The organism is Ramlibacter tataouinensis TTB310, assembly GCF_000215705.1.
Lineage (GTDB): Bacteria > Pseudomonadota > Gammaproteobacteria > Burkholderiales > Burkholderiaceae_C > Ramlibacter > Ramlibacter tataouinensis.
Genome location: NC_015677.1, coordinates 3,407,309 through 3,432,163, shown reverse-complemented (window position 1 = coordinate 3,432,163; position 24,855 = coordinate 3,407,309). Strand labels below are relative to the sequence as shown.

At 71.7% G+C, this 24,855-nt stretch carries 25 protein-coding genes; 10 read left to right on the top strand and 15 right to left on the bottom strand.

Going from position 1 to position 24,855, the window contains the following annotated elements; all coding sequences use genetic code 11:
- From RTA_RS16470 to guaD, 3 genes are all read left to right on the top strand, one after another.
- Nucleotides 1–1,752: a tetratricopeptide repeat-containing glycosyltransferase family protein gene (locus RTA_RS16470; protein WP_013902565.1), complete on the top strand. Its 1,752-nt coding sequence runs from the start codon at nt 1–3 to the stop codon at nt 1,750–1,752.
- Between the two features lie 75 nt (nt 1,753–1,827).
- The gene (locus tag RTA_RS16465; RefSeq protein ID WP_013902564.1) at nt 1,828–2,901 is read left to right on the top strand and encodes a BMP family ABC transporter substrate-binding protein; all 1,074 of its coding nucleotides are present in this window, start codon (nt 1,828–1,830) and stop codon (nt 2,899–2,901) included.
- A gap of 22 nt (nt 2,902–2,923) precedes the next feature.
- A complete protein-coding gene (guaD, locus tag RTA_RS16460; protein WP_013902563.1) occupies nt 2,924–4,210 on the top strand; it encodes a guanine deaminase in 1,287 nt (428 codons plus the stop codon).
- A gap of 13 nt (nt 4,211–4,223) precedes the next feature.
- Here guaD and RTA_RS16455 read toward each other — a convergent pair whose 3' ends face one another.
- Genes RTA_RS16455 through RTA_RS16415 form a run of 9 tightly spaced genes read right to left on the bottom strand, consistent with a single transcriptional unit; the run spans nt 4,224 to nt 11,978 of the window.
- A complete protein-coding gene (locus RTA_RS16455; protein WP_013902562.1) occupies nt 4,224–4,757 on the bottom strand; it encodes a DUF805 domain-containing protein in 534 nt (177 codons plus the stop codon).
- 39 nt (nt 4,758–4,796) lie between these two features.
- Complete coding sequence (locus RTA_RS16450) at nt 4,797–6,146, bottom strand: DUF58 domain-containing protein (RefSeq protein ID WP_041675673.1); 1,350 nt, start codon at nt 6,144–6,146, stop codon at nt 4,797–4,799.
- A gap of 10 nt (nt 6,147–6,156) precedes the next feature.
- Nucleotides 6,157–7,149 (bottom strand): AAA family ATPase, encoded by a 993-nt coding sequence (locus RTA_RS16445; protein ID WP_013902560.1) that lies wholly within the window; start codon nt 7,147–7,149, stop codon nt 6,157–6,159.
- Entirely contained in the window at nt 7,133–8,356 is a 1,224-nt protein-coding gene (locus RTA_RS16440; protein ID WP_013902559.1) for a DUF4350 domain-containing protein, read from the bottom strand. Before RTA_RS16440 ends, RTA_RS16445 begins: the two co-directional genes overlap by 17 nt.
- Entirely contained in the window at nt 8,356–9,081 is a 726-nt protein-coding gene (locus RTA_RS16435; RefSeq protein WP_013902558.1) for a DUF4129 domain-containing protein, read from the bottom strand. Before RTA_RS16435 ends, RTA_RS16440 begins: the two co-directional genes overlap by 1 nt.
- Entirely contained in the window at nt 9,068–9,799 is a 732-nt protein-coding gene (locus tag RTA_RS16430) for a hypothetical protein (protein ID WP_013902557.1), read from the bottom strand. Before RTA_RS16430 ends, RTA_RS16435 begins: the two co-directional genes overlap by 14 nt.
- On the bottom strand, nt 9,789–10,766 hold the full coding sequence (locus RTA_RS16425) for a stage II sporulation protein M (RefSeq protein ID WP_013902556.1): 978 nt from the start codon (nt 10,764–10,766) through the stop codon (nt 9,789–9,791). Before RTA_RS16425 ends, RTA_RS16430 begins: the two co-directional genes overlap by 11 nt.
- Nucleotides 10,763–11,470 carry an RDD family protein gene (locus tag RTA_RS16420; protein ID WP_013902555.1) on the bottom strand — a complete coding sequence of 236 codons (708 nt, stop codon included), beginning with the start codon at nt 11,468–11,470 and terminating at the stop codon, nt 10,763–10,765. Before RTA_RS16420 ends, RTA_RS16425 begins: the two co-directional genes overlap by 4 nt.
- A 10-nt stretch (nt 11,471–11,480) precedes the next feature.
- Nucleotides 11,481–11,978, bottom strand: a complete 498-nt coding sequence (locus RTA_RS16415; protein ID WP_013902554.1) for an RDD family protein — start codon at nt 11,976–11,978, stop codon at nt 11,481–11,483.
- A gap of 115 nt (nt 11,979–12,093) precedes the next feature.
- Between RTA_RS16415 and dcd the strand changes: the two genes are divergently transcribed.
- The gene (gene dcd / locus RTA_RS16410) at nt 12,094–12,660 is read left to right on the top strand and encodes a dCTP deaminase (protein WP_013902553.1); all 567 of its coding nucleotides are present in this window, start codon (nt 12,094–12,096) and stop codon (nt 12,658–12,660) included.
- Nucleotides 12,661–12,690: 30 nt separating this feature from the next.
- Here the strand turns inward: dcd and RTA_RS16405 are convergent, their stop codons facing one another.
- Nucleotides 12,691–13,599, bottom strand: a complete 909-nt coding sequence (locus RTA_RS16405) for a delta(1)-pyrroline-2-carboxylate reductase family protein (RefSeq protein ID WP_013902552.1) — start codon at nt 13,597–13,599, stop codon at nt 12,691–12,693.
- Nucleotides 13,600–13,732: 133 nt separating this feature from the next.
- Here RTA_RS16405 and RTA_RS16400 point away from each other — a divergent pair, with 133 nt between their 5' ends.
- On the top strand, nt 13,733–14,029 hold the full coding sequence (locus RTA_RS16400; RefSeq protein WP_013902551.1) for a hypothetical protein: 297 nt from the start codon (nt 13,733–13,735) through the stop codon (nt 14,027–14,029).
- Between the two features lie 113 nt (nt 14,030–14,142).
- Complete coding sequence (locus RTA_RS16395) at nt 14,143–14,472, top strand: hypothetical protein (RefSeq protein ID WP_013902550.1); 330 nt, start codon at nt 14,143–14,145, stop codon at nt 14,470–14,472.
- Here the strand turns inward: RTA_RS16395 and recJ are convergent.
- Nucleotides 14,469–16,190: a single-stranded-DNA-specific exonuclease RecJ gene (gene recJ / locus RTA_RS16390; protein ID WP_013902549.1), complete on the bottom strand. Its 1,722-nt coding sequence runs from the start codon at nt 16,188–16,190 to the stop codon at nt 14,469–14,471. The two genes, RTA_RS16395 and recJ, sit on opposite strands and share 4 nt — an antisense overlap.
- Nucleotides 16,187–17,140 (bottom strand): hypothetical protein, encoded by a 954-nt coding sequence (locus tag RTA_RS16385; protein ID WP_013902548.1) that lies wholly within the window; start codon nt 17,138–17,140, stop codon nt 16,187–16,189. Before RTA_RS16385 ends, recJ begins: the two co-directional genes overlap by 4 nt.
- Before the next feature lie 84 nt (nt 17,141–17,224).
- Here RTA_RS16385 and RTA_RS16380 point away from each other — a divergent pair, with 84 nt between their 5' ends.
- The 4 genes from RTA_RS16380 (at nt 17,225) to RTA_RS16365 (ending at nt 21,635) form a co-directional block, all read left to right on the top strand.
- Nucleotides 17,225–18,481 (top strand): lipoprotein-releasing ABC transporter permease subunit, encoded by a 1,257-nt coding sequence (locus RTA_RS16380; RefSeq protein WP_013902547.1) that lies wholly within the window; start codon nt 17,225–17,227, stop codon nt 18,479–18,481.
- Nucleotides 18,474–19,154, top strand: a complete 681-nt coding sequence (lolD, locus tag RTA_RS16375; protein ID WP_013902546.1) for a lipoprotein-releasing ABC transporter ATP-binding protein LolD — start codon at nt 18,474–18,476, stop codon at nt 19,152–19,154. The genes RTA_RS16380 and lolD overlap by 8 nt, the downstream gene beginning before the upstream one ends.
- A gap of 311 nt (nt 19,155–19,465) precedes the next feature.
- Nucleotides 19,466–19,963: a Rid family detoxifying hydrolase gene (locus RTA_RS16370; RefSeq protein ID WP_013902545.1), complete on the top strand. Its 498-nt coding sequence runs from the start codon at nt 19,466–19,468 to the stop codon at nt 19,961–19,963.
- Nucleotides 19,964–20,000: 37 nt separating this feature from the next.
- Nucleotides 20,001–21,635 carry an aminotransferase class V-fold PLP-dependent enzyme gene (locus RTA_RS16365; RefSeq protein ID WP_013902544.1) on the top strand — a complete coding sequence of 545 codons (1,635 nt, stop codon included), beginning with the start codon at nt 20,001–20,003 and terminating at the stop codon, nt 21,633–21,635.
- Nucleotides 21,636–21,712: 77 nt separating this feature from the next.
- Here the strand turns inward: RTA_RS16365 and RTA_RS16360 are convergent, their stop codons facing one another.
- The 3 genes from RTA_RS16360 to RTA_RS16350 are packed head-to-tail and all read right to left on the bottom strand — an operon-like array spanning nt 21,713 to nt 24,843.
- Nucleotides 21,713–22,753 carry a VWA domain-containing protein gene (locus RTA_RS16360; RefSeq protein WP_013902543.1) on the bottom strand — a complete coding sequence of 347 codons (1,041 nt, stop codon included), beginning with the start codon at nt 22,751–22,753 and terminating at the stop codon, nt 21,713–21,715.
- Between the two features lie 13 nt (nt 22,754–22,766).
- Entirely contained in the window at nt 22,767–23,840 is a 1,074-nt protein-coding gene (locus RTA_RS16355) for a DUF58 domain-containing protein (protein WP_081466303.1), read from the bottom strand.
- Nucleotides 23,821–24,843, bottom strand: a complete 1,023-nt coding sequence (locus RTA_RS16350) for an AAA family ATPase (RefSeq protein WP_013902541.1) — start codon at nt 24,841–24,843, stop codon at nt 23,821–23,823. Before RTA_RS16350 ends, RTA_RS16355 begins: the two co-directional genes overlap by 20 nt.
- Nucleotides 24,844–24,855: the final 12 nt, after the last annotated feature.

The following is a 24,855-nucleotide window of genomic DNA, read 5'->3' as shown; positions in this document are numbered from 1 at the left end:
ATGTCCGCTTCGCTCCTGGCCGAGGCGCTGGCGCAGCAGCGCGCCGGCCACCTGCCGCAGGCCGAGACCTTGTGCCGCGGCCACCTGGCCCAGGCGCCGCAGGACGCGGCCGGCCTGGCCCTGCTGGGCCTGCTGGTCGCGCAGCGCGGCGCGCTGGACGAGGGTGCACGGCTGCTGCAGGACGCCGTGCAGCGCGCGCCCGCGCAGCCCATGTACCGCTTCCAGCTGGGGCTGGTGCACCAGCAGGCCGGTAGTGATGCCCAGGCGCTGGCCGCCTTCGACGGGACGCTGGCCGCCGGCCTGAAGGCGCCCGCGGTGCACAACGCCCGCGGTCTCGCGCTCAAGAACCTGGGGCGGCTGGAGGAGGCCGTGGCCGCCTACGACGCCGCGCTGGCGCAGGACGCGCGCTTCCTGCCCGCCCTCAACAACCGCGGCGTGGCGCTGCATGCGCTGGGCCGCTTCGAGGAGGCCCTGCCGGCGCTGCAGCAGGCGGTGGCCTTGGGTGCGTCGGCCCAGGGCCGCGTCAACCTGGCCATCACGCTGAACCAGCTGCACCGCCACGCCGAGGCCGAGGCGCTGCTGCGGCAGGTGCTGAAGGCGCAGCCGCAGGACGCCGACGCGCGCCTCAACCTGGGCACGGCGGTGGCCGAGCAGGGCCGGCGCGACGAGGCGCTGGAGCACTTCCGCGCCGTGCTGGCCCAGCGCCCAGGCCAGCCCGAGGTGCTGATGAACATCGCCAACACCCTGCGCGACCAGGGGCGGCATGAGCAGGCGCTGCAGGTCTACGACCAGGCCCTGGCCCTGCAGCCGGTGCGCGCCGACCTGCGCTTCAACCGCTCGCTGTCGCTGCTGGCGGCCGGCCGGCTGCGCGAGGGCTGGGCGGATTACGAGGCGCGCTGGCAGGCCGAGCGCCTGGGCAAGCGCCAGCGCGGTTTCGCGCAGCCGCAGTGGCGCGGCAAGGGCGTGGCCGGCAGGACGGTGCTGGTGCATGCCGAGCAGGGCCTGGGCGACACGCTGCAGTTCTGCCGCTACGTGCCGCTGCTGGCGCAGCAGGGCGCGCGCGTGGTGCTGGAGGTGCAGCCACTGCTGCACGGCTTGCTGCGCTCGCTGCCCGGCGTGGCGCAACTGCTGCGCGAAGGCGAGCCGCTGCCCGCCTTCGACCTGCATTGCCCGATGATGAGCCTGCCGCTGGCCTTCGGCACCACGATGGAAGGCATCCCGGCATCCGTGCCTTACCTGCAGCCCGACGCGGCGCTGGTGGAGCGCTGGCGCCGGCACCTGGCCGGCCGCGGCCGGCCGCAGATCGGTGTGGCCTGGTCGGGCAACCCGGCCAACTGGAACGACCACCGCCGCTCGGTGGCGCTGGAGCGCTTCCGCGCGGCCCTGCCGACGGGGGCCGACTACTGGTCACTCAAGCACGACATGCCGGCGCTGGCGGATGACGGGCTCACGCCCCTCCACCGCTTCCCGGAAACCGGCTTCGAGCACATGGCAGCGCAGGCCTGCGCGCTGGACGGCGTCATCAGCATCTGCACCGCGGTGGCGCACCTGGCCGGCGCGCTGGGCCGGCCGACGGCGGTGCTGCTGTCGCGGCCGGCGGACTGGCGCTGGTTCGAGGAGCGCGAGGACAACCCCTGGTACCCGACGGCGCGCCTGCTGCGCCAGCGCACCAGCGGCGACTGGGACAGCGTGTTCGCGCGCCTGCCCGAGGCCTTGGCCCGCACGGTGCCGGGCTTCGGGGCCCCGACTTAGAATTGCGTCCGCAAGAGGCCTGCCCCGGGGCCTCTTCGTTTTTCCAGCATCGCCGGGGCCATGTAGAGGAACACCATGTACAAAAACCTCGCCGCCGCGTTCGCGGCTGCCTGCGTCCTTCTTTCCCCCGCGCACACCCAGACCCGCGAGCCGCTGAAAGCCGGCTTCGTCTACGTCACGCCTGTTACCGAGGCGGGCTGGGTGCGCCAGCACGACGAGGGCCGCCGCGCCGTCGAGGCGGCGCTGGGCCCGCAGGTGGCCACCACCTTCGTGGCCAACGTGCCCGAGGGACCGGATGCCGAGCGCGTGATCCGCGACCTGGCCCGGCAGGGGCACAGGCTGATCTTCACGCCCAGCTTCGGCTACATGGAGCCCACGCTGAAGGTGGCGCGCGACTTTCCCGACGTGAAGTTCGAGTCCATCACCGGCTACAAGACGGCGCCCAACGTGGCGGTGGCCAATGCGCGCTACTACGAGGGCCGCTACCTGGCCGGCATCGCCGCCGGCCGCATGACCCGGACCCATGTCGCCGGCTACGTGGCGGGCTTTCCCATCCCCGAGGTGCTGCAGGGCATCAACGCCTTCACGCTGGGCATGCGCTCGGTCAACCCGCAGGCGCAGGTGAAGGTGGTGTGGCTGGGCACCTGGTTCGACCCGCCGCGCGAGCGCGACGCGGCCCTGTCCCTGTTCAACCAGCAGGTTGACGTGGTGGCCTTCCACACCGGCTCCACCGCCGTGATGGCGGCGGCGCAGGAACGCGGCAAGCTGGCCGTGGCCTACCACTCCGACATGCGGCAGGTCGCGCCCGACGCGCAGATCGTGGCCGTGACCCACCACTGGGGCGATTACTACACCCGGCGCGCGCGCCAGGTGCTGGCGGGGCAGTGGACCCCGGGCAATGTCTGGGGCGGCGTGAAGGAAGGCATGGTGAGAGTGGGCGACTTCGGCCCGCGGGTGCCGCAGGCCGTGCGGGACGAGGTGCTGGCGCGGCAGGCCGACATCGCCGCCGGCCGCCTGCGGCCCTTTGCCGGGCCGATCGCGGACAACGCCGGCCGCCCGGTGCTGGCCCAGGGCGCGGCGCTCACCGACGAGCAGATCCTGAAGATGAACTTCCTGGTGGCCGGCGTGCAGGGAAAGCTTCCACAATAGCGGGTGGTTGGGAGCATCCCTGATGAAAGCTTTCCGCGCCGCGCTGCTGCGCTTCGCCGACGACGGCTCGGCCCTGTACGACGAGGACGGCCTGCTGGTCGTCGGGCCCGATGCGCAGGGCGGCCAGGTGGTGCGCGCCGCCGGCGCCTGGTCCGCGCTCAAGGACAACTACCCCGGCGTGGCGGTGGAGCACCTGCCCGGCCGCATCCTGGCGCCCGGCTTCATCGACCTGCACGTGCATTTCCCGCAGACCGACGTGATCGGCTCGCCGGCCGAGGGCCTGCTGCCCTGGCTGGAGAACTACACCTTCCCGCACGAGGCGCGCTTTGCCGATGCGGCCTACGCGCAGGGCGTGGCCGAGGTGTTCCTCGACGAGCTGCAGCGCCACGGCGTGACCACGCCGCTGGCCTTCTGCACCTCGCACCCGGCGTCGGTCGATGCGCTGATGGCGGCGGCGCAGCGGCGCGGCCAGCGCCTGATCGCCGGCAAGGTGCTGCAGGACCGGCACTCGCCCGATGGGGTGCGCGACCGGACGGAGCAGTCCCTGGTCGACACCGAGGACCTGATCCGCCGCTGGCACGGCCAGGGCCGGCTGGGCTATGCCATCACGCCGCGCTTCGCGCCCAGCTGCTCCGAGGCGCAGCTGCGCGGCGCCGGCGAGCTGGCGGCGCGCTATCCCGACGTGTGGATCCAGTCCCACGTGGCGGAGAACAGGGACGAGGTCCGCTGGGCGCTCGAGCTGTTCCCCGATGCGCGCAGCTACCTGGCGGTGTACGACGGCTTCGGCCTGATGCGCGAGCGCGCCATCTACGCCCACTGCATCCACTTCGACGACGACGACCGGCGCCTGATGCGCGAGCGCGGCGCGGCCGCAGCCGTCAGCCCCACCAGCAACCTGTTCCTGGGCAGCGGCTTCTTCGACTACGAGGGTGCCGACCGCGTGGGCTTCCGCTACGGCCTGGCCAGCGACGTGGGCGGCGGCACCAGCTTCAGCCCCTTCCACACCATGCTCGCGGCCTACTACGTGGGCCGCGAGGGCCAGACCAAGCCCGGCGTGTCGCTCAAACCCGGGCACCTGTGGTGGCAGCACACGGCCGGCGCGGCGCAGGCGCTGGGCCTGGACCGGGTGGCCGGCAACCTGCGGCCCGGCTGCGAGGCCGATTTCCTGGTGCTGAACCCGGGGGCGACGCCGCTGCTGGCGCGCAAGACCGCGCAGGCGCGCGACCTGGACGAGCTGCTGTTCTCGCTCATCGTGCTGGGCGACGACCGGGTGGTCGAGCGGGTTTACGTCGGTGGCGCCGCTGCCTAGCTGCCCTGGCCGGCTAGCGCTGCTGGGCGGCGCGGGCGCGGGTCGTGTAGTCCTGGTAGGCGGGCAGGGCGATGGCGGCCACGATGCCGATGCCGGCCACGATCGGGAACAGCAGGCCCAGGATCTTCACGCCCAGCGAGTTGGGCGGCGGCGGCAGGCCGAAGCGGTTGCCCCCGGCGGTACCCGCCTTGAACACCCATACCAACCCGACCAGCGGGATCAGGGCCAGCAGCGAGGTCCAGCCGGACCAGTCCATGTCGTGGCTGCGCTGGATCGTCTTGAGCACCGTGAACCACAGGTAGGCGATGAGAGCGGCGCCGACGGCGACGGGAACCGCCATCTGCGTCTTCAGCATGGCAGCGATGAAACCGGCCACGAAACCGACCAGGGCCAGCAGGACGTAGGCGCCGGTGAGGTGCGCCAGGTAGCGCAGGCGGCCGATGCGGCCCTGGGCGGACCAGTTCTTCACGGGCGCCGTGACACCCGGGTCGTGGCCGACGTCGGCCACAGCGGCCCGCGGCGGGGCGTAGGGATTGGCGGTATGCATGGAGTTCCTCCTCCTGGTTGAACACCCAATGTAGGACTTTCAGAGCAATTTCGCACGCTTGACGGCGTGGTACCGGTTCACCAGCGCGGCTGGCAGTTGCGCCGGCTCCACATCCAAGGACAGCGGGTCGCTGCCCACCACCCTGGCGAAGGCATCCCGCCGGGCCTGCGCGAACAGGTGCGCGGTTGCGGCCTCGGCCGCGTGTTCCGGGCGCGCCAGCGGCTGTGCGGCGACTTCGCCTAGCACCCGCTCGCGCAGGCTCGCCACCAGCACCAGGTGGCGCGAGCGCAGCAGCGCGATCGCGGGGCGCAGTTCCTCGGCATCCTCGTCGCGGAAATTCGTCAGCACCACCACCAGCGCGCGGCGCGGGAAGTGGCGCATGAGGTCGCCCGCGGCCTGCACATAGTCCGAGTGCACCGCGGCCGGCTCCAGGTCGTACAGCCGGTTCATCAGCGCATTCAGGCTGGCCACGCCCTTGCGCGGCGCGAAATCGCGCTGCTCGCCCGGGCGGTTGCCGAAGGTGAGGGCGCCGAACTCGTCACCCTCGCGCAGCGCCACATAGGCGAGCAGCATGAGGGCGTCGAGCGCCTGGTCGAAGTGGCTGACTGCGCCGTCGCTCGCGCGCATCCGGCGGCCGCAGTCCAGCAGGAACAGCACGCGCTGGTCGCGCTCGTCCTGGAACTGCCGCACGATCGGCTTGCCCTGGCGCAGCGTGGCCTTCCAGTCGATGTGCCGCACCGGCTCGCCCGGGCTGTATTCGGCCAGCTGCCGGAAGTCGGTGCCCAGGCCGCGCTGAGCGTAGGCCTTGATGCCCATCTGCGCCAGCCGGCGGTCGCCCGCCAGCCAGGCATAGCCGGCCACGGCGGCGAAGTTGGGGTACACGCGCAGCAGCTGGCCCGCGCCTGCGGCGTGCAGCAGCTCGAAGGCACCGCCGGCGCTGCGCGAGCGCAGCTGGGTGGCGCCAAAGCGCACCGGGCCACGCTGCAGGGCGGTGACCCGGTAGCGGATGACGGCGCGGCTGCCGGGCGGCACCCGCACGGCCTGCGGCAGCCCTTCGAAAGCCAGGCGGGCATCGGGCTCGTCGAACACGGCCACCTGCACTGCGCGCGGTCCGTCGTTGTCCAGGTGCAGCACGACATCGGTCGGCACGCCCAGTGCGAAGGCGGCCGGCGCCCGGCGTTCGACGCGCAGCGGCGCGCGTGCCGCCGCGCGCAGGCTCCAGGCCAGGTCCAGCGCGGACCAGGCGAGCCCGAGGGCAACCGCCAGCGTGGCGCCGGCCAACACTTGCGGCCGAGGCACGCCCGCCAGCAGCGCTGCCGCGCAGGCGGCGGCCAGCAATGCCAGTGCCCCGGCCGCGGCGCGGGAGGGCAAGACGGCACGCAGTTTCATCGCAACGGGTTCACAGGCGGGGGGCGGGAACGCTGTCCAGCGCCGCTGCCAGCAGGCCGTCGACCGAGCGGCCCTCCAGCTGCGCGTCCGGCGCCAGCAGGACCCGGTGCCGTAGCGCCGGCAGGGCGTGCTGCTTGACGTCGTCGGGCGTGATGAAGTCGCGCGCCTGCAGCAAGGCCGTGGCCCGCGCCGCCCGCACCAGGGCGATCGCGCCGCGCGGGCCGGCGCCCGCGGACAGGCCGGGCCATTCGCGCGTGGCGCGCGTGATGCGCACCGCGTAATCCAGCACGCGGTCGTCAGCGCGCACATGCGAGGCCATCTGCTGCAGGGCCAGCACGTGGCGTTCCTCCAGGCAGGGCGTCAGCTGCTCCAGCGGCAGCAGGTTGCCCGCCTGCCCTTGGGTGCTGGCGCGCACGATCGCGGTTTCTTCCGCCGCGCCGGGATAGCCGATGCTGATCTTCAGCAGGAAGCGGTCCAGCTGCGCCTCGGGCAGCGGGTAGGTGCCTTCGGTGTCGATCGGGTTCTGGGTGGCGAGCACCATGAAGGGCCGCGGCAGCGGCAGCGCATTGCCTTCCAGCGTGACCTGGTACTCCTGCATCACTTCCAGCAGGGCGCTCTGGGTCTTGGCCGGCGCGCGGTTGATCTCGTCGGCCAGCAGCAGGTTGGTGAAGACCGGGCCCTGGTGCACGCGCAGCGTGCCCAGCCCGCCGTTGACCGCCTCGGAGCGGTCCAGCACGGCATGGCCGGTGATGTCGGACGGCATCAGGTCCGGCGTGAACTGGATGCGCGCGTGGCGCAGGCTCATCACCCGGGCCAGCGCACGCGCCAGCAGCGTCTTGCCCAGGCCGGGAACGCCTTCGATCAGCACGTGCCCGCTGGCGATCAGCGCGACCAGCGTTTGTTCGACCGCGCCGCCCTGGCCGACCACGGCCTTGGCGATTTCGGCTCTCAGGATGGTGATGAGTTCCGCAGCGCGGGCGAGGTCTTCAGGCTTGATGGTCATTGGCAGTGGAGGAGCGCAGGAATGGATCGGCGCGCAGCAGGCGCCGGCGGGCTTCTTCGAGCAGGCCGAGATCGCCTGCCAGGGCGTGGGGCGTGCGCGGGCCGTCGCGCCAGGCATGTTCGAGCCCGACGGCGGCGAGCCCGGTGGCCCGGGCGACCGCCTCGATGCGTTCGTCCTGGCCGAGGCTGGCGCGGGCGGGAAGGCGGGCGCACGCCGCTTCGTGCAGCGCACGCACCTGCGCCTTGTGCAGTGTTGCCGCCCCGTGGCGGCACAGGAAAGCGGCGGTGCCGACCAGCTGCTCCCTCATCGAGCGCCGCTCCGGTATCGGCACGACCCCGAGCGGCCCGAAACGCACCGCGCCACGCCACAGCCAGGCCAGGAGCGCGGCGGTGGCCAGCATCACCGCGACCGCAGCTTCGCGCCAGATCCAGAGCAGCAGCGGCGGGCGCGACTCCTCGGTGACCAGCCATACGCGCGTGCCGCGGTGCAGCTGAAAGGCCGCCGCGACCGCTGGCGCGGTGTCGGCGCGCAGCAGCTCGCGGTTGTGCAGCAGGTTCCAGGCTCCATGCACCGTGACGCTGCCCTGGCCATGGGGCACGCGCAAGACTTCGATGCGGTCCATGCCGGCCAGCATCCACTGCGGCACGACGCCGTCTGCAGGCCGCAGGTCGCGCCAGAACGGGCCCGCGCAGACTTCGTACGGTCGCTCGACGGTACCGGCCGGCACCGCGGAGCCGCTGGCCGTGAGCGGGCGGCACTGCGGCTCGCGGGCCGCAGAGCGTTGTGGCGCAGGCCGTTCGCGTGGCGGCACCGTGGCTTGCGCGGCTGGCTGGCGGGCCAGCCGCACCGGGAGCCACTTTTCCAGGGCAGCGTCGTCCGCCATCGTTCCCGGAAGCACCAGGTGGCCACCGCTTTCCACCCATTCGCGCAGCTGGACCGCGCGCTGCGGAAACAGGTCCCAGTACTGCGACTGCAGGACCAGCACCGCGCCGGCCGGCGGCAAGGCGTCCAGCGCCCGCCGCCGCTCCAGCGGCACGCCCAGGCGCTGCATCAGCTGCTCGAAGGCGAAGAAGTCGTTGCGCGCGGCCTCGCCCCGCGCCGGTTGGTCGACTTCCTGCTCCACCCACTCGGTGGCGCGTACCAGCCAGGCGCCGGCCAGCACCAGCAGGACCAGCACGCCGACGCGGACCCAGGCGGCGCGGCTCATCACGAGGGCCCCGGCGCAGGTGCCGGAAGCTGGGTGTCGAACTCGCGGCACAGCGCGAGCACCTGCGTCCCGTCGGGCAGGCGGGCGCCGTAGACCGCCAGCTGCCACGCAGCGACCAGGGTGGAGAAGAAGGCGCCGCCGGCCGGGTCGAGGCGCGTGCGGGCCAGCGCCAGGCATTCACCCTCGGTGCTGGCACCCTTGATCGGCAGGCCGTGGCCGTGCACCAGACGCGACAGCGCGCCACGGTACAGCAGCGACAGCGCGGCCACGTGCTCGCCGCGCTGCCACAGTCCGGCCGCGGCGGCGCCCACCTGCGGCGGCAGGCTCTCCGGGCGTATGTCCAGGCTTTGCACGTGCGTCGGGGGAGCGCCCGCGGGCATGCGGAATGCCTGGCTGCGCACCCGCAGCCAGTGCCGCAGGCCCACCAGCAACAGCGCCACCAGGACCGCGCCGCCCACCCAGACCAGCACCCGCGCAGTTTCGGCCATCCAGCGGAACAGCGCCAGCACCCAGCGCCATTGAGCGGGATCCTGCTGCTTCTCGGAGGGATCGTCGCGTTCGCGCAGCCGCAGGGTCTTGACCTTCTTCCTGCCCCCGAGGTCCGGATGGCTGCGCACCACGTCCGCGGCCTGCTGCACCTCCTGCCGGCTGGGCGATTGGGCAAGCAGCTGGGCCGGCGCGCCCAGGCCGAGGCAGGCGGCCAGCACCAGTTCAGGCCAGCGCACGGCGGAACTCCTGTTCGACGTCCCAGGCTTCGAGCTCGACGCGCCGGTTCAGGTACATCGCGAAGCCGCTGGCCACGTAGAACGGCTCCAGCACCAGCACGATGGCGGCATAGGTGGCGGAGATCACGAGTCCGTTGGACAGCGTGCCACCGCGGCCCAGCCAGGCCAGCACACTGCGGTGCGACCCTTCGGGGGCAAGCCAAACCGCCAGCGCCAGCACGCCGGTGACCAGCACCAGTTCGACGTGCGCATAGACGGCATGGACGCCGGCGGCGGCGCCGCGCCTGCCACGCAGCAACTGGGCGCGGCGGCGCCGGCGGGCCGCGCCCGACTGGCCTTCCAGCTGGGCCACGGGCTGGGTGTAGGAGCGCCAGGGCGACAGCCGGCGCAGCGTCAGGGTCCGCAGGAGGTCGCCCCGCCAGATGCTCCTGCGCTGCCGCCAGAGGTCGGCCGCGCTGGTCGCGTCGCCGAACACGGCGCGCGAGAGCACGAACAGGATGGTGCGGTCCAGCCAGGGCTTGCACCAGAAGATCACCAGCCCGGGCACCCAGGCGCCCAGCTCGATGGTGGCCAACGCGAGCAGCGCCACCGCGGCATACACGGGCGCCCAGGTGCGCGCGAGGCTGCGGACATGCCGCTGCACCAGCAAGACGCCGAGGTCCGCGGCTTCGGCCATGGTCCGCGGCCGCAGCTGCAGGGCGATCGCATCAACCCGCACGCGCGTCCTCCGGCCGTCCCTGCCAGGCGAGATAGCCGATCACCAGCAGCCAGCAGGCGGCCGCCACGCCGTACTTGACGGCGGGCGCGACCCAGCGCGCCGACGACCAGAAGGCTTCGACCGCCGCGGCCACCACCAGCAGCGCCGCCGCGCCGTAGACCACGACCACGGCGTCACGGGCGCCGTGCTGCAGGGCCGCCAGGCGACCCAGCCGCCCGGGTGCGAGCACGGCGTGGCCCAGGCGCAGCCCGGCGGCGCCCGCGAGCACGATGGCCGTGAGCTCGAAGGCGCTGTGGGTGGCGACGAACGAGAGGAAGTTCTCTGCGTGCCCGCGCGTGATCAGGTAGCCGCCCACGGCACCGATGAACAGGCCGTTGAATACCAGGTAGAAGGCGCTGCCCACCCCGGCGAAGATGCCGGCGGCAAAGCACTGGAAGCCGATGCCGATGTTGTTCATGATGTAGAAGCCGAACATCTCCCAATCCGTGTCGGCTGGCCGCTCGCGCCCGATGCCCCCCGGGCCGGGTCCGTACATCGCATCGAACTGCCGGACCTGCCGGGCGTCGAGCAGGTGCAGGATGAATCCCGGATCGCGCCAGCTGGCCCAGGCCAGCGCCAGCATCGGCAGCAGGAAGAGCGCGGCGGCGACCAGCAGGTAACCGCGGTGCGCGCGCACCGCCTGCGGGAAGTCGACCAGCGCGAAATCCCGCAGCTGCCCGAGCGCGAAGCCCTGGGGCCGGTAGATCTGGCGGTGCGCCCTTTCCGTCAGCGACTCCAGCCGCTGGGTGAGGTGGATCGGATAGGCTCGGGCCCGGGCCAGGGCGAGGTGCTCGCAGCTGCGGCGGTACAGCGTGGCCAGCGCCGCGCCGTCGTAGTGCTTCGCTCCGCCTTCCGCCTCGTCCAGCAGGCGTTCCAGTGCCGCCCAGGTGGCGGCGTACATCGCCTCGAACTGCCGCGCCGTCGTCATCGTTGCGCCTCCCGGTGCCCCAGCACCCAGTGGGCCACGCCCAGCAGCCGCCGGGTGAGGTCGGCGCCGCGCGCGCCGGCCGGCAGGCCGGCGACCGGGCGGGCGAGCTGGGCCAGCTCCTCGAACCGCTCGGGCGTGAGCCGGGTGCCGCGGCCGGCCCAGGCCACGATCGCGGCCTGTTCGGCGCCGGACAGGAGGCGGGCCGGGGCCACCGGGGGCGCCTCGGGCAGCGCGCCGTGCAGCCGCACCGTTTCGCGGTACACCACCAGGGTGCCGGCGGCGAGGTCGCCCAGGCGCTTGAAGTCGTGGCGCAGCAGCAGCGCCATGGCACCGGCCGCGTAGAGGAAGGGCAGGAAGTCGGCGGCGCGAAGCAGGTTGCGCACCACCGAAGCGGCGACGGTGACCGGCAGGCCCGAGTCCATCACCACCTGCAGGCCCAGGGCCTGCTTGCCGGGCGTGGCGCCGCCGCGCCCGAGCTCGAAGACGACCGGGTAGAACCACTCCAGCAGGAAGTAGGCGATCAGCAGGAAGGCGGCGCCGAGACCGCCGGCGATGCCGGCGACCAGGCTGATGACGAAAAAGAGGCCGAGCCGGATGCCGAAGTCGATGGCCCAGGCCTGCGCCCGGGCCACCAGGCCGGCCGGTCGCAAGGCCAGGGCGATGCCCTCGGGCGTCTCGGCCTGGTACAGGGTGTCCAGCGCCATGGGCGGCCGATCAGGCCTTCACCACGATGGTGTCGGCCAGCGTGTCATGCAGACAGCGGCGCGAGCTGCGGAAGATCAGCAGGCTGTCGACCAGGACGACGAACAAGCCGACGCCGGGCACGATCATCAGGGCGTAGAGCAGCCCGTGCCGGACGGCAAGGAGCTGGAATGCGGAAGGCGTGCCGCCGTCGCTGCGCACGATGCGGATGCCCAGCAGCGCCTTGCCGATGGTCTGGCCGCGCCGCAGCAGGAGCACCCCATGCAGCAGCAGGAAGAGGAGGAAGTCACGGGCCGCGTCCGCCGGCTGCAGGGTCCACCAGGCCTCGCCGGAATCGCCGGGCCATATGGCCTCGGGCAGCACGGCTTCCAGGAGCAGCAGCGCGAACACCCCGATCCCGGTGTCGAGCATCGCGGCCCAGAAGCGCCTGGCCCGCGTGGCGGGGCCGACGGCCGGTGCCTCGACGTCTTCTACGTGGGCAGCGGGCGGCGCATAGCGCTGGTCGTGCAAAGAGTCCCCCTCCAAGGTGCCCCCTACGGTCGTGCTTGTTGTTGCGGACCATTCTAGGGGCCAAGCTCGGCCGCAGCGCTGGTGCGTCCTAGAATGCGCGCCACAGGAGTGCCCGATGACGATCAAAAGCGACAAGTGGATCCGCCGGATGGCCGAGCAGCACGGCATGATCGAGCCGTTCGAGCCGCGCCAGGTCCGGCAGAGCGAGGGGCGCAAGATCATCAGCTACGGCACCTCCAGCTACGGCTACGACATCCGCTGCGCGCCGGAATTCAAGGTCTTCACCAACATCCACAGCACGGTGGTGGACCCGAAGAACTTCGACGAGAAGAGCTTCGTCGACTTCCACGACGACTGCTGCATCATCCCGCCCAACAGCTTCGCGCTGGCGCGCACCGTGGAGTACTTCCGCATCCCGCGCAACGTGCTGACCATCTGCCTGGGCAAGAGCACCTACGCGCGCTGCGGCATCATCGTCAACGTCACCCCGTTCGAGCCCGAGTGGGAGGGCTACGTCACGCTGGAGTTCTCCAACACCACGCCGCTGCCGGCCAAGATCTACGCCGGCGAGGGCTGCGCCCAGGTGCTGTTCTTCGAGAGCGACGAGGTCTGCGAGACCAGCTACAAGGACCGCGGCGGCAAGTACCAGGGCCAGCACGGCGTGACGCTGCCCAAGGCCTGACCCCCGACCCGGCGCTGCCCGCTTCCGTCCTCAGCCGATGGCCGCCCGCGCGGCGGCCAAATCCCAGCCGGCCCAGCCGCAGCTCTTGAACAGCACGGGGCCGGTGCGAGCCTCGTTGCCATCACCACGGGGCAGGTCGGCCAAGGCCGCAAGGCCCGCGACGTCCAGGCCCGCCTGCAGCAGGTCCCCCGCCTCGTGCCGCGCGTCCGGGGTGTCCAGGACCACGCGGCCGTGCCGTGCGCAGTGGCGCACCAGGTCGGGCGCCAGTTCCACCATGCCGGGCGTGAAGGCACCGACGGCGGCGATGAAGGCATCGGGCCGCGGCAGGGCCGACAGCACGATGCTGCTGGCGGGCGTGCAGGTCACCACCAGCGGGCATTCGGCCAGGGCGGCGTCGGGATCGCTCACGACGCGGGTCCGCAGCCCCAGTTCACGCGCACGCGCGGCCAGGGACTCGGCACTCGCGGCGCTGCGCGAGGCGATCCGGACCTCGGCCAGCGGCAGGCCCTGCGCAAAGGCTTCCAGGTGCGAGCGCCCCTGCGCGCCGGCGCCCACGATCAGCAGCGGGCCCGCCGGCTGCGGCGCGAAGCGCTGCGCCGCCAGCAGCGATACGGCGGCGGTGCGGCGCGCCGTGACCGTGGGCCCGTCCAGCACCAGGCGCCGCTCGCCGGTGGCGATGTCGAACACCACCACGTCGCCCTGGATGGTGGGGCGTGCGCTGCCCGCGTTGGCCGGGGTGAAGGTGATCAGCTTGGTGATGGCGATGCGCCCGTCCAGCGCCGGCATCACGAACAGGCTGGCGCCGCCGGGCAGTGGCTGCACCAGCCGCAGCGGCACCTGCACCGCCGGATCGCGCAGCACCGCCTGCACGGCGTGCACCAGGGCGGGATAGGGCAGGCGCGCGGCCGTCGCCGCGGCATCGAGCAGGGCAAGACTCATGGTGCAGAGGCAGGAAGGGGCCTCGATTCTGTCCTACAGCACGAAGCGCCAAACACGGGTGGGGCGGCCAGGGCCCGCTTCCTAGTATCGGACCAGCACACCGCTTGGACCGCCGATCCGCCAGGAGCCCCCCATGCCCGCCACGCCGAACGCCGACGCCACCTCCATCGCCGCGCGCGGCAGGCTGCTGTGGACGGTGCTGGGCTCGCTGGTCGCACTGCAGCTGCTGGCCTTCTACATGCTGGTCAGCCACCAGGTGCGCAAGGCGCAGGCACGCGACGCCCAGGTCCAGGTGGAGCGGATGGCCCTGCACGACTGCCTGCAGTACGTGGCCAATTCCACCATCGGCAGCTGCACCACCCGGATGACCCAGCGGGCGCAAGCCCCCGCGCCGGTGCCCGCTTCGGTGGTGGAAATCGCCGTCCGCTGAGCATCCCGCCGACACCGGCGTTGAGCCTGCGTCTGACAAGGCATCGCACTGCGTGCCGACGCCACGGGCGGTAGCGCAAGCCTATTGTCGCGGCAGTAACGAATGGAATCACCATGCCGCCAGCCGCACCGACCTTCGTGATGGAACCGCAGCCCTCGGGCGACGCGTCCCTGGACGCTTCGGACGACTGGGCCGACGGGTTCGCCGACGCCCCGCCGCGCTACTGCCCGACCGAGCTGCTGGGAAGCTTCACCCTGCTGATGGCCGGCCACGGCCGCTGCGTCAGCTCGGCCATGATGCTGGGCGACCGCGAGTACGCGATGTGGCAGCTGGCCCGCGCCCACACCCTGGACGACCCGCAGCTGCGCGCCATCGCGGCGCGGCTGTTCGCCTGGTTCGACGAGCGGCACGGCGCGGCGCCGCCGCCCGAGAACGCCGCCTAGGCCTCGATACCCTCGACCAGGAAGCGCACGCGGCGCGTGCCCTGCCACTCGTCCGCGTCCAGCCGGAAGGCCAGCACCACGCGTGCCGGCAGGGGCTCGGTGCGGCCGAACCAGATGCCGTCCACCGGCTGGCCCTGGTGGCGGATCTTCAGCGCCAGGTGCTTCTCGCCCACCAGGCGCTGCGACAGGATCTCCACCTCCTCGCTGAACACCGGCGGCGCGAAGCCCTGGCCCCAGACCTCGCGGTGCAGCGTGTCCACCAGGTCGGCGCGGCGGTACTCGGGCGCCAGCGGACCGTCGGTGTGCAGCCGGCGCTGCAGCGTGGCGGCATCCAGCCATTCGCGCGCCACCTGGTTCAGTGCCTGCTCGAAGGTGTCGAAATGCTCCTCGGCGATCGTGCAGCCCGCGGCCATCGCATGGCCGCCGAAGCGCAGCAGCACGCCGGGGTGCCGCTTGGCCACCAGGTCCAGCGCGTCGCGCAGGTGGAAGCCCGGGATGGAGCGGCCCGAGCCCTTGAGCTCGTGCTCCTTGCCGGGCGCCTGGCTGGCCGCGAAGACGAAGGTCGGCCGGTGCAGCCGCTCCTTGATGCGCGAGGCGACGATGCCGACCACTCCCTCGTGGAACTCGGGGTCGAACACGCAGATGGCCGCCGGCGGCCCTTCCTCGCCCATGCTGCCCTCGTCGAACAGCGCCTGCGCCACCTCCATCGCCTGCTCGCGCATGCCGCCCTCGATGTCGCGGCGCTCGCGGTTGATCGCGTCCAGCTGCCGCGCCAGCTCGTCGGCGCGGGCCGCATCGTCGGTCAGCAGGCATTCGATGCCCAGCGTCATGTCGGCCAGACGGCCGGCGGCGTTGATGCGCGGCCCGAGCGCGAAGCCGAAGTCGAAGCTGGTGGCGGCCTGCGCGCTGCGGCCGGCCGCCTGGAACAGGGCCGCCACGCCGCAGGGCATCTGCCCGGCGCGGATGCGCTTGAGCCCCTGCGCCACCAGCCGGCGGTTGTTGGCGTCCAGCTTGACCACGTCGGCCACCGTGCCCAGGGCCACCAGCGGCAGCAGCGCATCGAGCTTCGGTTGGCTGTCGTTCGTGAACACGCCGCGCGCGCGCAGCTCGGCGCGCAGCGCCAGCAGCACGTAGAACATCACGCCCACGCCGGCGATGCACTTGCTGGGGAAGCCGCATTCGGGCTGGTTGGGGTTGACGATGACGGCGGCCGGCGGCAGCTGCGCGCCGGGCAGGTGGTGATCGGTCACCAGCACCTGCAAGCCCAGGGCGTTGGCGGCCGCCACGCCCTCCACGCTGGCGATGCCGTTGTCCACGGTGATCAGCAGGTCGGCGCCGCGCGCATGCACGCGCCGGGCGATGGCGGGCGTGAGGCCGTAGCCGTCGGCGACGCGGTCCGGCACCAGGTAGTCCACCTGCGTCGCGCCCAGCAGGCGCAGGCCGCGCACGCCCACGGCGCAGGCGGTAGCGCCGTCGCAGTCGTAGTCGGCCACGATGCACAGGCGCCGCCGCGCGGCGATCGCGTCGGCCAGCAGCACGGCGGCGTCCTGCACGCCCCTGAGGCCGGCCGGCGGCAGCAGGCGCGCCAGTCCGTCGTCGAGCTCCTCCTTGGCCAGCACGCCGCGGGCGGCGAACAGGCGGGCCAGCAGCGGGTGGATGCCGGCCTGCTCCAGCGCCCAGGCGGCGCGGGGAGGAATGTCTCTGGCGATTATTTTCATAGCTGTTCAAGAATGGGAGACAGCGGCTGGGGCCGCCAGGCGCTGGAGACGCGGCGCCACCAGCCGGCCGCGCCGGGCCGCCAGGTGCGGGCGCTGCGCTCGCCGCACAGGGTCAGGCGCACCGGCTCGCCCTCGTCCAGCCGCTGCAGCTGGCGCGCGACCTCGCCCTGGTCCAGCTGCTGCCAGGCGGCGGCCCAGGCGGCCCAGTCGCCGCGCAGCGCGGCGTCGCGCAGGTAGTGGGTGATGTGCAGCCCGGGCGGCGGCGCGGCGGAGGTGCCGGGCGGCAATGCGCCGGCGCCGCTGACCCAGAAGGAGTTGACCGGGCGCAGGCCGCCGCGCAGGCGGGCCTCGTTGATCTCGTGCGTGTACAGCAGCATCTGCATCTCCTGCTGCAGCCGGCGGATGGTGCGCGCCTCGGCCGTGCGCGGCAGCCAGTCGTCCACCGTGCGGCCGGTGACGCGGTCCAGCGAGGCGCAGGGCAGGTGGCGCAGCGGCTCGCCGCGCGCGCGCCACAGCGTGGGCGCCTCGTAGGACAGCGTGATGCCGTCCTGCTCGAAATAGGGCTGCATGGCGTCCAGCAGCGCCTGCGAGTCGGCGGCGTCCAGCTGCAGCAGTGGCGGCGGCTCCATCACGATGCGGTCGCGGCCGACCTGCCAGTGGCAGGGCGTCAGCCAGGCCCAGGCGTCGCCGCCGGGGTCCTGCCCGGCCTGGGCCAGCTGCCAGGCCGCCCAGGGCACCTGGCCGTCGCCTGCGAACAGGCCGCAGGCGCGCGCGAGCGCGCGCTCGTGCGGCATCGTCAGGGTGTGCTCGTCGCCGGTGTCGGGCTCGGAGCCTTCCAGGCGCGCCAGCAGCCGCTGCAGCGCCGGCAGCCTGAGCGCGCCCAGCACCTGGCGGCAGCCCTGGTCCCGCGAGGCGGCAAAGGGGATGAGCAGGTGGGCACCGTCCGTCATGGGGCTATTGTCCCGGATGCCACAATGGCGCCCGACAATAACCGCGCCCGGCCACGGCGCATCCGAAGGCGAAGCTACGCGCCCATGCGAATCCCTTACGAACTGCTGCTGGGTTGGCGTTACACCCGGGCCGGCCGCGCCACCCGCCGCAACGGCTTCATCTCCTTCATCTCCGGCGTGTCCATGCTGGGCATCTCGCTGGGCGTCGCCGCGCTGATCATCGTGCTGTCGGTGATGAACGGCTTCCAGAAGGAGGTGCGCGACCGCATGCTCAGCGTGGTGTCGCACATCGAGATCTACGGCCCCGGCGGCGGCGTGCTGCCGGATCCGCAGCGCACGCTGGCCGAGGCGGGACGGCATCCGCAGGTGGTGGGCGCCGCGCCCTTCGTCGCCGCGCAGGCGCTGCTGGCGCGCGGCGAGGACATGCGCGGTACCCTGGTGCGCGGCATCGACCCGGCGCGCGAGCCGGAGATCACCGACCTGGGGGTGCAGCTGCGCGACACCGCGCTCAAGCAGCTGGTGCCGGGGGAGTTCGGCATCGTGCTGGGCGGCGAGCTGGCGCGCAGCCTGGGCGTGCGCGAGGGGGACGCCGTGACGCTGATCGCGCCCAGCGGGCAGGTGACGCCGGCCGGCATCGTGCCGCGCCTGAAGCAGATGACGGTGGTGGGCAGCTTCGATTCGGGCCATTACGAGTACGACAGCGGCCTGGTGCTGCTGCACATGGAGGATGCGGCTCGCATCTTCCGGCTGGAAGGCCCGACCGGCCTGCGGCTCAAGCTGGCGGACCTGCACCAGGCGCGCGAGGTGGCGGCCGACCTGGCCACCTCGCTGAGCGGCCAGTTCCTGATCCGCGACTGGACGCGGCAGAACCGCACCTGGTTCGCGGCCGTGCAGCTGGAAAAACGCATGATGTTCATCATCCTGACCTTGATCGTGGCGGTGGCCGCCTTCAACCTAGTCAGCACGCTGGTGATGACCGTCACCGACAAGCGCGCCGACATCGCCATCCTGCGCACGCTGGGCGCCAGCCCGGGCAGCGTCATGGGCATCTTCGTGGTGCAGGGCGCGCTGGTGGGCGTGATCGGCACGCTGGCCGGCCTGCTGCTGGGGCTGGGGGTGGCGCTGAACATCGACGTGCTCGTGCCGGCGCTGGAGCAGGCGCTGGGCGCCAGCTTCCTGCCCAAGGACATCTACCTGATCAGCCGCATGCCCAGCGACCCGCGCAGCGCCGACATCCTGCCGGTGGCGCTGATCTCGCTGGTGCTGTCCTTCATGGCCACCCTCTACCCCAGCTGGCGCGCCAGCCGCGTCAACCCGGCCGAGGCCCTGCGTTATGAGTGATCCGGATCCGGTCCTGAAGGCCGAGCAGCTGGCCAAGCGCTTCAGCGAAGGCGGCCTGGACGTGGAGGTGCTGCGCGCGGTGGATTTCGAGGTGCGCGCCGGCGAGACCGTGGCCATCGTCGGGGCTTCGGGTTCGGGCAAGAGCACCCTGCTGCACCTGCTGGGCGGCCTGGACGCGCCCAGCGCGGGCACGGTGCGCCTGATGGGGCAGCAGCTCTCGGCATTGGGCGCGGCCGAGCAGGGGCGGCTGCGCAACCGGCACCTGGGCTTCGTCTACCAGTTCCACCACCTGCTGCCCGAGTTCAGCGCGCTGGACAACGTGGCCATGCCGCTGCGCATCCGGCGCGAGCCCCTGGAGCGCTGCCGCGAGGTGGCGCGGCAGACGCTGGCCGCCGTCGGCCTGGCCGAGCGGGTCAGGCACCGCCCGGCCGAGCTGTCGGGCGGCGAGCGCCAGCGCGTGGCGATCGCCCGTGCCCTGGTCACGCAGCCAGCCTGCGTGCTGGCCGACGAGCCCACCGGCAACCTGGACCGCAGCACGGCCGACGGCGTGTTCGACCTGATGCTGCAGCTGGCGCGCGAACGCGGCACCGCGTTCGTGCTGGTCACGCACGACCAGGCCCTGGCGGCGCGCTGCGGCCGCCAGCTGCGGCTGACGGCTGGCCAGCTGACCTAGTCACGCCCGCGGCCGAAGCGCCGCCACCGACGGCGCGCCTCGGCGCGCTTGTCGCGCTAAACAAATCCTCACAAGAAAACGCTGTGCGCTTGCGCGCGCGCTCCAGGCGTTTGTGAATACCTTCTTCTTGGAACTTCTCATTAATGATGAGATGAAGAGAGGTATTTGGCATTCGTAGCCTTGGTGTGGCTCATCATTAAGTGAGTGACCACTACGTGTTTAGCCTAGTTGTTCAAGCGCAATCACGGCAGTTGAATGACCTTGTTGTCAGGGAGAGAAACATCTTTTTAACGTCAACAAGGAACTATCGAATGAACAGCCAAGTTGTGGGCAGATTGATGAGCACAGGTGCGGCGCTTTTTCTGGCCCTGGGGTCGGCCGGGTGCGCCACCGGCATGGCGGGCTCCACGGGAGGCGGCGCGAACTCGGCATCGAAAACCATCCATTCGACGCCGGACGTCTATCCCGCGATCGGCCCTTATTCCCAGATCGTGCAAGCCGGGCGCACCTACTACATCTCCGGCGTACTGCCGCTCAACAAGGCGGGCACGGCCATGGCAGGCACGACCATCGAAGAGCAGACCCGTGCGGTGCTGGACCACATCGGCGTGAAGCTGCGTTCCCAGGGCATGACCTACGACAACGTCGTCATGTCGCACGTCTACATGAAGGACTTGAATGAATTCGCCGCCATGAACAAGGTGTACGGCGAGTACTTCAAGACCCAGGCGCCCGCCCGCGCCACCGTCGAGGTGGCCCGCGTGCCCCGCGACGCCAAGATCGAGATCGCCGTGATCGCGCACAAGTGATCCATCCTTTCCACCCTGAGCCATGAGGTAGTCAATCATGTTCCCCAGCACTTCTTCGTCTCTCCGCCCGGTCGCCGACCAGGCGCCCGCCCTCGATCCCGCCGCGCAGTGGGTTCCGCACCGGCGCATGTTCCTCAAGGCCATGGGCGCGCTGGCGGGCAGCGCCGGCGCCTTCGGGCTGGCCGGCTGCGGCGGCGCGTCGGCCCAGTCCGTGCCCACCACCGCCGAGACCCTGCGCGCCCAGCTGATGGCCAACGAGGCCTTCTGGTCCTCGGTCCAGGCCCGGTTCATGCTCAACCCGCAGAAGCTGTTCATGAACATCGGCACCGCAGGCGCGATGCCCACGACCACGGTAGAGAAGTTCAACGCGGAAAACGTCGCCTACGCGGTGGAATCCAAGAGCGGCTACAGCAACTTCCTCACCGAGAGAACCGCCATTGCCCGCGGCACCGGAACCCTGGAGGGCCGGGGTTTCGGGGTCGAGCCCGACGAGCTGGTGATGAGCTACAACACCTCGGACGGCATGTCCAAGAGCATCCTGGGCATCCCCTGGCAGCAGGGCGACGTGATCATCACCACCAACCACGAGCATCCCGGCGGCGACGTTCCGCTGGGCATCGCCGTCGAGCGCTACGGCGTGGTCGTGCGGCGGATCAAGCTGCCGGTGGGCGACGGGCAGGTCATGCTGGCCGACGGCACCATGGCCACCCACAACGCCGAGCTCTACCGCACCCTGTTTCGCAACGAGGTGGTGGCGGCGCAGGGGGCGGGCCAGCGCGTGCGCGCCATCATGTGGTCCTCGCCCACCTATCTCACGGGCATCATGCTGCCGATCCGGGAGATCGTCTCGGTCTGCAGGGAGTTCAACCTGATCTCCATCTGCGACGGCGCGCACCTGCCGGGGATGATGGCCTACAACTACGGCGACCTCGGCGTGGACTTCATGTCAGGCGCGGGCCACAAGTGGCAGTGCGGCCCGGGTTCCACGGGCATCCTGATCGTGCGCAACCGCGCCCGCCCGAACGCTGCCTCCACGCTGCCGCCTTACTACCCCGTGGTCAGCAGCAGCGCGAACACCACCCGGCAGGCCGGCGCGCGCCCCTACCTGACCGGCTCGAACAACACGGCCACGGTGCCCTGGACGCAGCGCGGCGACTATGACATCGGCTCGGCCATCCAGAGCATCGGCAGCATGCACGTGCCGCTGTTCCAGGCGCTGGCCGCGTCGTGTGCCGACTGGGACGCGATCGGCCGCAAGAACATCGAGACCTATGTCACCACCATGGCGGCGTACACCAAGGCGCGCATCGTCGAGATCTGGGGGTCGGCCGAGGCCTTGCACGCGCCGCGCGACATGGCGCTGGGCTCGGCGCTGACCTCGTTCAACCCGTTCTACGGCATCGACGGGGGCAGGAACCTGATCCGACGCTCGACGGCCACCAATGCGTCGACGCCAGCGTCGCCCTCCAGCAGGCTGGTCACCCGCCTGGGCACCGAACGCAACATCGTGATCCGCAACACCACGGTGCCGCGCCTGGTCTCGGCCGACACCACGGTGAACGAGTTCCCGCTGCGCATCTCGACCCATCTGTGGCACGACCCGAACGACGTCGATCGCATGCTGGAAGCCGTCCGCGCCCTCGCCGTCGAGATCGCGGCCTCCGCCACCTGAGGAAAGGAAGGATGCAGCGCTGCTGCTGCCCGCCTTCCTGAACGGGCAGCAGCGCGCCGCTGCCGGTGCGGCTGCTGCTACAGGATCCGGTTGAACCAGAGCAGCGACAGGCCGGCCGACAGCAAGGCCAGGGCCGCGGCAGCCAGCGCGAACAGGGCCGAGATCTCGGTTTCCTTCTTCTCGACCGTGAGTTTGGAGCTCAGGTTGTTGTAGACCTTCTTGAGGTCCTGCGCCGTGCCGGCGTAGTAGTACTCGGCGGCGGTTTTCTGGGCCACGGCCTTGAGCGCCTCCTCGTCCAGGCGCACCCGCATGGACCAGCCCTCGAAGCCTATGGTCTCGCCGTCCACCGTGCCTATGCCCACCGTGTAGACGCGCACCCCCCGGTCGGCCGCCATCTTGGCCGCCTCGATCGGGTCCACGCCGGTGGTGCGCTGGCCGTCGGTCAGCATGATGATGGCGGCCGAGGTGTAGGAGCCCGGCGCCACCGGCGTGATCTCCTTCTTCTCCTTGCGCTCGCCGTCGATGGCGAAGCCGCGCTGGCGCTCGCGCCCGGTCTGCATGGCCTGCAGGTCGATGCCCTGGTCCGGGAACAGCGTGGCCAGCGAGATCACGATGGCGTTGCCGGTCGCGGTGGCGCGCTGCAGCTGGAAACGGTCGATGGCCGTCACCAGGTCCTCGCGGTTGGTGGTGGGCAGCTGCGCCACCTGGGCCGAGCCCGCGAACGCGACGATGCCCACCTTGACGTGCCGCGGCAGCTCGGCGATGAAGGACTTGGCGGCGTTCTGCGCGGCCACCAAGCGGTTGGGCTCCACGTCGGCCGCGCGCATGCTGCCCGACACGTCCATCGCCAGGATGATGGTCTGCTGCGCCGAGGGCAGGGTGATGGTGGACACCGGCCGCGCCGACGCCAGCAGCATGGCGGCGAAGGCCAGCAGGAACAGCAGCGGCGGGATGTGGCGCCGCACCGTCTGCCCGGTGTTCATCGCCTCCTTGACGATGGACAGCGAGGCATAGCGCAGCGCCATCTTCTTCTTGCGGCGCAGCAGCCAGGTGTAGAGCAGCACCAGCAGCGGCAGGGCCAGCAGGAGCCAGAGGTATTGGGGCCAGAGGAAGTGCATGGGGGAACCCTCTTCAGGCGGCGTGTTTCAGGTGCGCCGGCAGGCTGCCCGAGGACAGCCGGGCGCGGCGCTTGCGCATCTCGGTGAAGCGCACGATGGCGTCGACCAGGTCGGCGTCGGTGGACAGCTCGAGCGCGTCCACGCCGGCCTTGACCAGCCCTTCGCGCAGCTCAGCCTCGCGCTGGGCCGCGATGCGGGCGAAGCGCTTGCGAAAGCCCGGGTCGTGCGTGTCCACCAGGACCTGCTCGCCGGTCTCGGCGTCGCGCAGGGTCAGCAGCCCCAGGTCGGGCAGCTGCAGCTCCAGCGGGTCGAGCAGGCGAACGGCCACCACCTCGTGCCGCTGGGCCAGCAGCGCCAGCGGGCGCTCCCAGCCCGGCTCGCTGATGAAGTCGGACACCACGAACACGGTGGAGCGGCGCTTGATCAGGCTGGCGCCGGAATGCAGCAGGTCGCTCAGGCGCGTGATGCGGCCTTCGGTGGCCACCGGCCGCGCCTGCATGCTGTGCAGCAGGTGCAGCACGTGGCGGCGGCCGCCGCGCGCGGGGATGACCGCGTCCACGCCGCTGCCGTAGAGCATGGCGCCGACGCGGTTGCCGTGCCGCGTCAGCATGCGCGCCAGCACGGTGACGAACTCGGAGGAGACGTTGCGCTTGCGCTGCTCGCCCGAGCCGAAGTCCACCGACGGGCTGAGGTCCAGCAGGAACCAGGCCGCCATCTCGCGGTCCTCGGTGAACACCCGCACGTGCGGCGTGCCCTGGCGCGCGGTGACGTTCCAGTCGATGTGCCGCACGTCGTCGTGGTGCTGGTACTCGCGCAGGTCCGCCAGGTCCAGTCCGGCGCCGCGCATCAGCGTGCGGTAGTCGCCCTGCAGCAGGCCGTCGAGCCGGCGGATGACGGTCCACTCCAGCCGGCGCAGCACGTGCTCGGCTGCGCCAGTGGCAGTCCCGCCCCCAGTGGGGGCTGAGGGCCGCGGCTCCGAGCCGGCCTGCGCCGGCTTGGACGGCCCGAAGAGCGGCAGCCTCTGGCTGCCGGCACCGGGCGCCGCAGGCGCTTCGGGGGGCGTCCCTTTACGCCACCAGCTTCTCATGCTCGAGCGGACGCGCCGGCGCCGGGATCTTGGCCATGATCTGCGCGACCAGCGCATCCGAGTTCATGCCTTCCGACAAGGCCTCGTACGACAGCACGACGCGGTGCCGCAGCACGTCGGGCACCAGGTCGGTCATGTCCTCCGGCAGGGCGTAGGTACGGCCGCGCAGCATCGCCAGGGCGCGGGCGCCCTCGGTCAGGTTGATGGTGGCGCGCGGGCTGGCGCCGAAGGTGATGAACTTGCGCAGGTCCTTCAGGCCGTGGCGGGCCGGGTCGCGCGTCGCCGACACCAGCTTGACCGCGTACTGCACCAGCGACGGATCGACGTAGACCCGCCGGCACTCGCCCTGCAGGGCGGCCAGCTGCTCGGTGGTGGCGACCGGCATCACCTCCACCGCGGGGCCGGTGACGCGCTCGACGATCACGTACTCCTCCTCGTCGGTGGGGTAGTCGACCAGCACCTTCATCATGAAGCGGTCCACCTGCGCCTCGGGCAGCGGATAGGTGCCCTCGGTCTCGATGGGGTTCTGCGTGGCCATGACCAGGAAGGGGCTGGGCACGCGATGCGTCTCGCCGGCGATGGTGACCTGGCGCTCCTGCATCACCTCGAGCAGGGCGCTCTGCACCTTGGCCGGGGCGCGGTTGATCTCGTCGGCCAGCAGCAGGTTGGTGAACACCGGCCCCAGCGAGGTGCTGAAGTCGCCGCTCTTCTGGTTGTAGATGCGGGTGCCCACCAGGTCCGAGGGCACCAGGTCGGGCGTGAACTGGATGCGCTTGAAGCGGCCGCGCACGGTGCTGGCCAGGGTCTTGACGGTCAGGGTCTTGGCCAGGCCGGGCACCCCTTCCACCAGCAGGTGGCCCTGGGCCAGCATGGCGACCATGACGCGCTCCAGGAAGCGGTCCTGGCCGACCACGACGCGCTTGACCTCGTAGAGGATCTGCTCCATCAGCTTGGCGGTGGCGCTGTCCTGGCGGGTGTTGGCTTGCATGGTGGTGGCGTTCATCCGGGTGTGCTG

What these genes read in the sequence shown, in the direction of transcription:
- RTA_RS16355 (WP_081466303.1), bottom strand. Translation starts at nt 23,840, where the DNA reads ATGAGAAGCTGGTGGCGTAAAGGGACGCCCCCCGAAGCGCCTGCGGCG.
- lolD (WP_013902546.1), top strand. Translation starts at nt 18,474, where the DNA reads ATGAGTGATCCGGATCCGGTCCTGAAGGCCGAGCAGCTGGCCAAGCGC.
- RTA_RS16420 (WP_013902555.1), bottom strand. Translation starts at nt 11,470, where the DNA reads ATGGCGCTGGACACCCTGTACCAGGCCGAGACGCCCGAGGGCATCGCC.
- RTA_RS16440 (WP_013902559.1), bottom strand. Translation starts at nt 8,356, where the DNA reads ATGAGCCGCGCCGCCTGGGTCCGCGTCGGCGTGCTGGTCCTGCTGGTG.
- RTA_RS16360 (WP_013902543.1), bottom strand. Translation starts at nt 22,753, where the DNA reads ATGCACTTCCTCTGGCCCCAATACCTCTGGCTCCTGCTGGCCCTGCCG.
- RTA_RS16395 (WP_013902550.1), top strand. Translation starts at nt 14,143, where the DNA reads ATGCCGCCAGCCGCACCGACCTTCGTGATGGAACCGCAGCCCTCGGGC.
- recJ (WP_013902549.1), bottom strand. Translation starts at nt 16,190, where the DNA reads ATGAAAATAATCGCCAGAGACATTCCTCCCCGCGCCGCCTGGGCGCTG.
- RTA_RS16385 (WP_013902548.1), bottom strand. Translation starts at nt 17,140, where the DNA reads ATGACGGACGGTGCCCACCTGCTCATCCCCTTTGCCGCCTCGCGGGAC.
- RTA_RS16370 (WP_013902545.1), top strand. Translation starts at nt 19,466, where the DNA reads ATGAACAGCCAAGTTGTGGGCAGATTGATGAGCACAGGTGCGGCGCTT.
- RTA_RS16450 (WP_041675673.1), bottom strand. Translation starts at nt 6,146, where the DNA reads ATGAAACTGCGTGCCGTCTTGCCCTCCCGCGCCGCGGCCGGGGCACTG.
- dcd (WP_013902553.1), top strand. Translation starts at nt 12,094, where the DNA reads ATGACGATCAAAAGCGACAAGTGGATCCGCCGGATGGCCGAGCAGCAC.
- guaD (WP_013902563.1), top strand. Translation starts at nt 2,924, where the DNA reads ATGAAAGCTTTCCGCGCCGCGCTGCTGCGCTTCGCCGACGACGGCTCG.
- RTA_RS16350 (WP_013902541.1), bottom strand. Translation starts at nt 24,843, where the DNA reads ATGAACGCCACCACCATGCAAGCCAACACCCGCCAGGACAGCGCCACC.
- RTA_RS16470 (WP_013902565.1), top strand. Translation starts at nt 1, where the DNA reads ATGTCCGCTTCGCTCCTGGCCGAGGCGCTGGCGCAGCAGCGCGCCGGC.
- RTA_RS16380 (WP_013902547.1), top strand. Translation starts at nt 17,225, where the DNA reads ATGCGAATCCCTTACGAACTGCTGCTGGGTTGGCGTTACACCCGGGCC.
- RTA_RS16455 (WP_013902562.1), bottom strand. Translation starts at nt 4,757, where the DNA reads ATGCATACCGCCAATCCCTACGCCCCGCCGCGGGCCGCTGTGGCCGAC.
- RTA_RS16465 (WP_013902564.1), top strand. Translation starts at nt 1,828, where the DNA reads ATGTACAAAAACCTCGCCGCCGCGTTCGCGGCTGCCTGCGTCCTTCTT.
- RTA_RS16365 (WP_013902544.1), top strand. Translation starts at nt 20,001, where the DNA reads ATGTTCCCCAGCACTTCTTCGTCTCTCCGCCCGGTCGCCGACCAGGCG.
- RTA_RS16400 (WP_013902551.1), top strand. Translation starts at nt 13,733, where the DNA reads ATGCCCGCCACGCCGAACGCCGACGCCACCTCCATCGCCGCGCGCGGC.
- RTA_RS16445 (WP_013902560.1), bottom strand. Translation starts at nt 7,149, where the DNA reads ATGACCATCAAGCCTGAAGACCTCGCCCGCGCTGCGGAACTCATCACC.
- RTA_RS16425 (WP_013902556.1), bottom strand. Translation starts at nt 10,766, where the DNA reads ATGACGACGGCGCGGCAGTTCGAGGCGATGTACGCCGCCACCTGGGCG.
- RTA_RS16405 (WP_013902552.1), bottom strand. Translation starts at nt 13,599, where the DNA reads ATGAGTCTTGCCCTGCTCGATGCCGCGGCGACGGCCGCGCGCCTGCCC.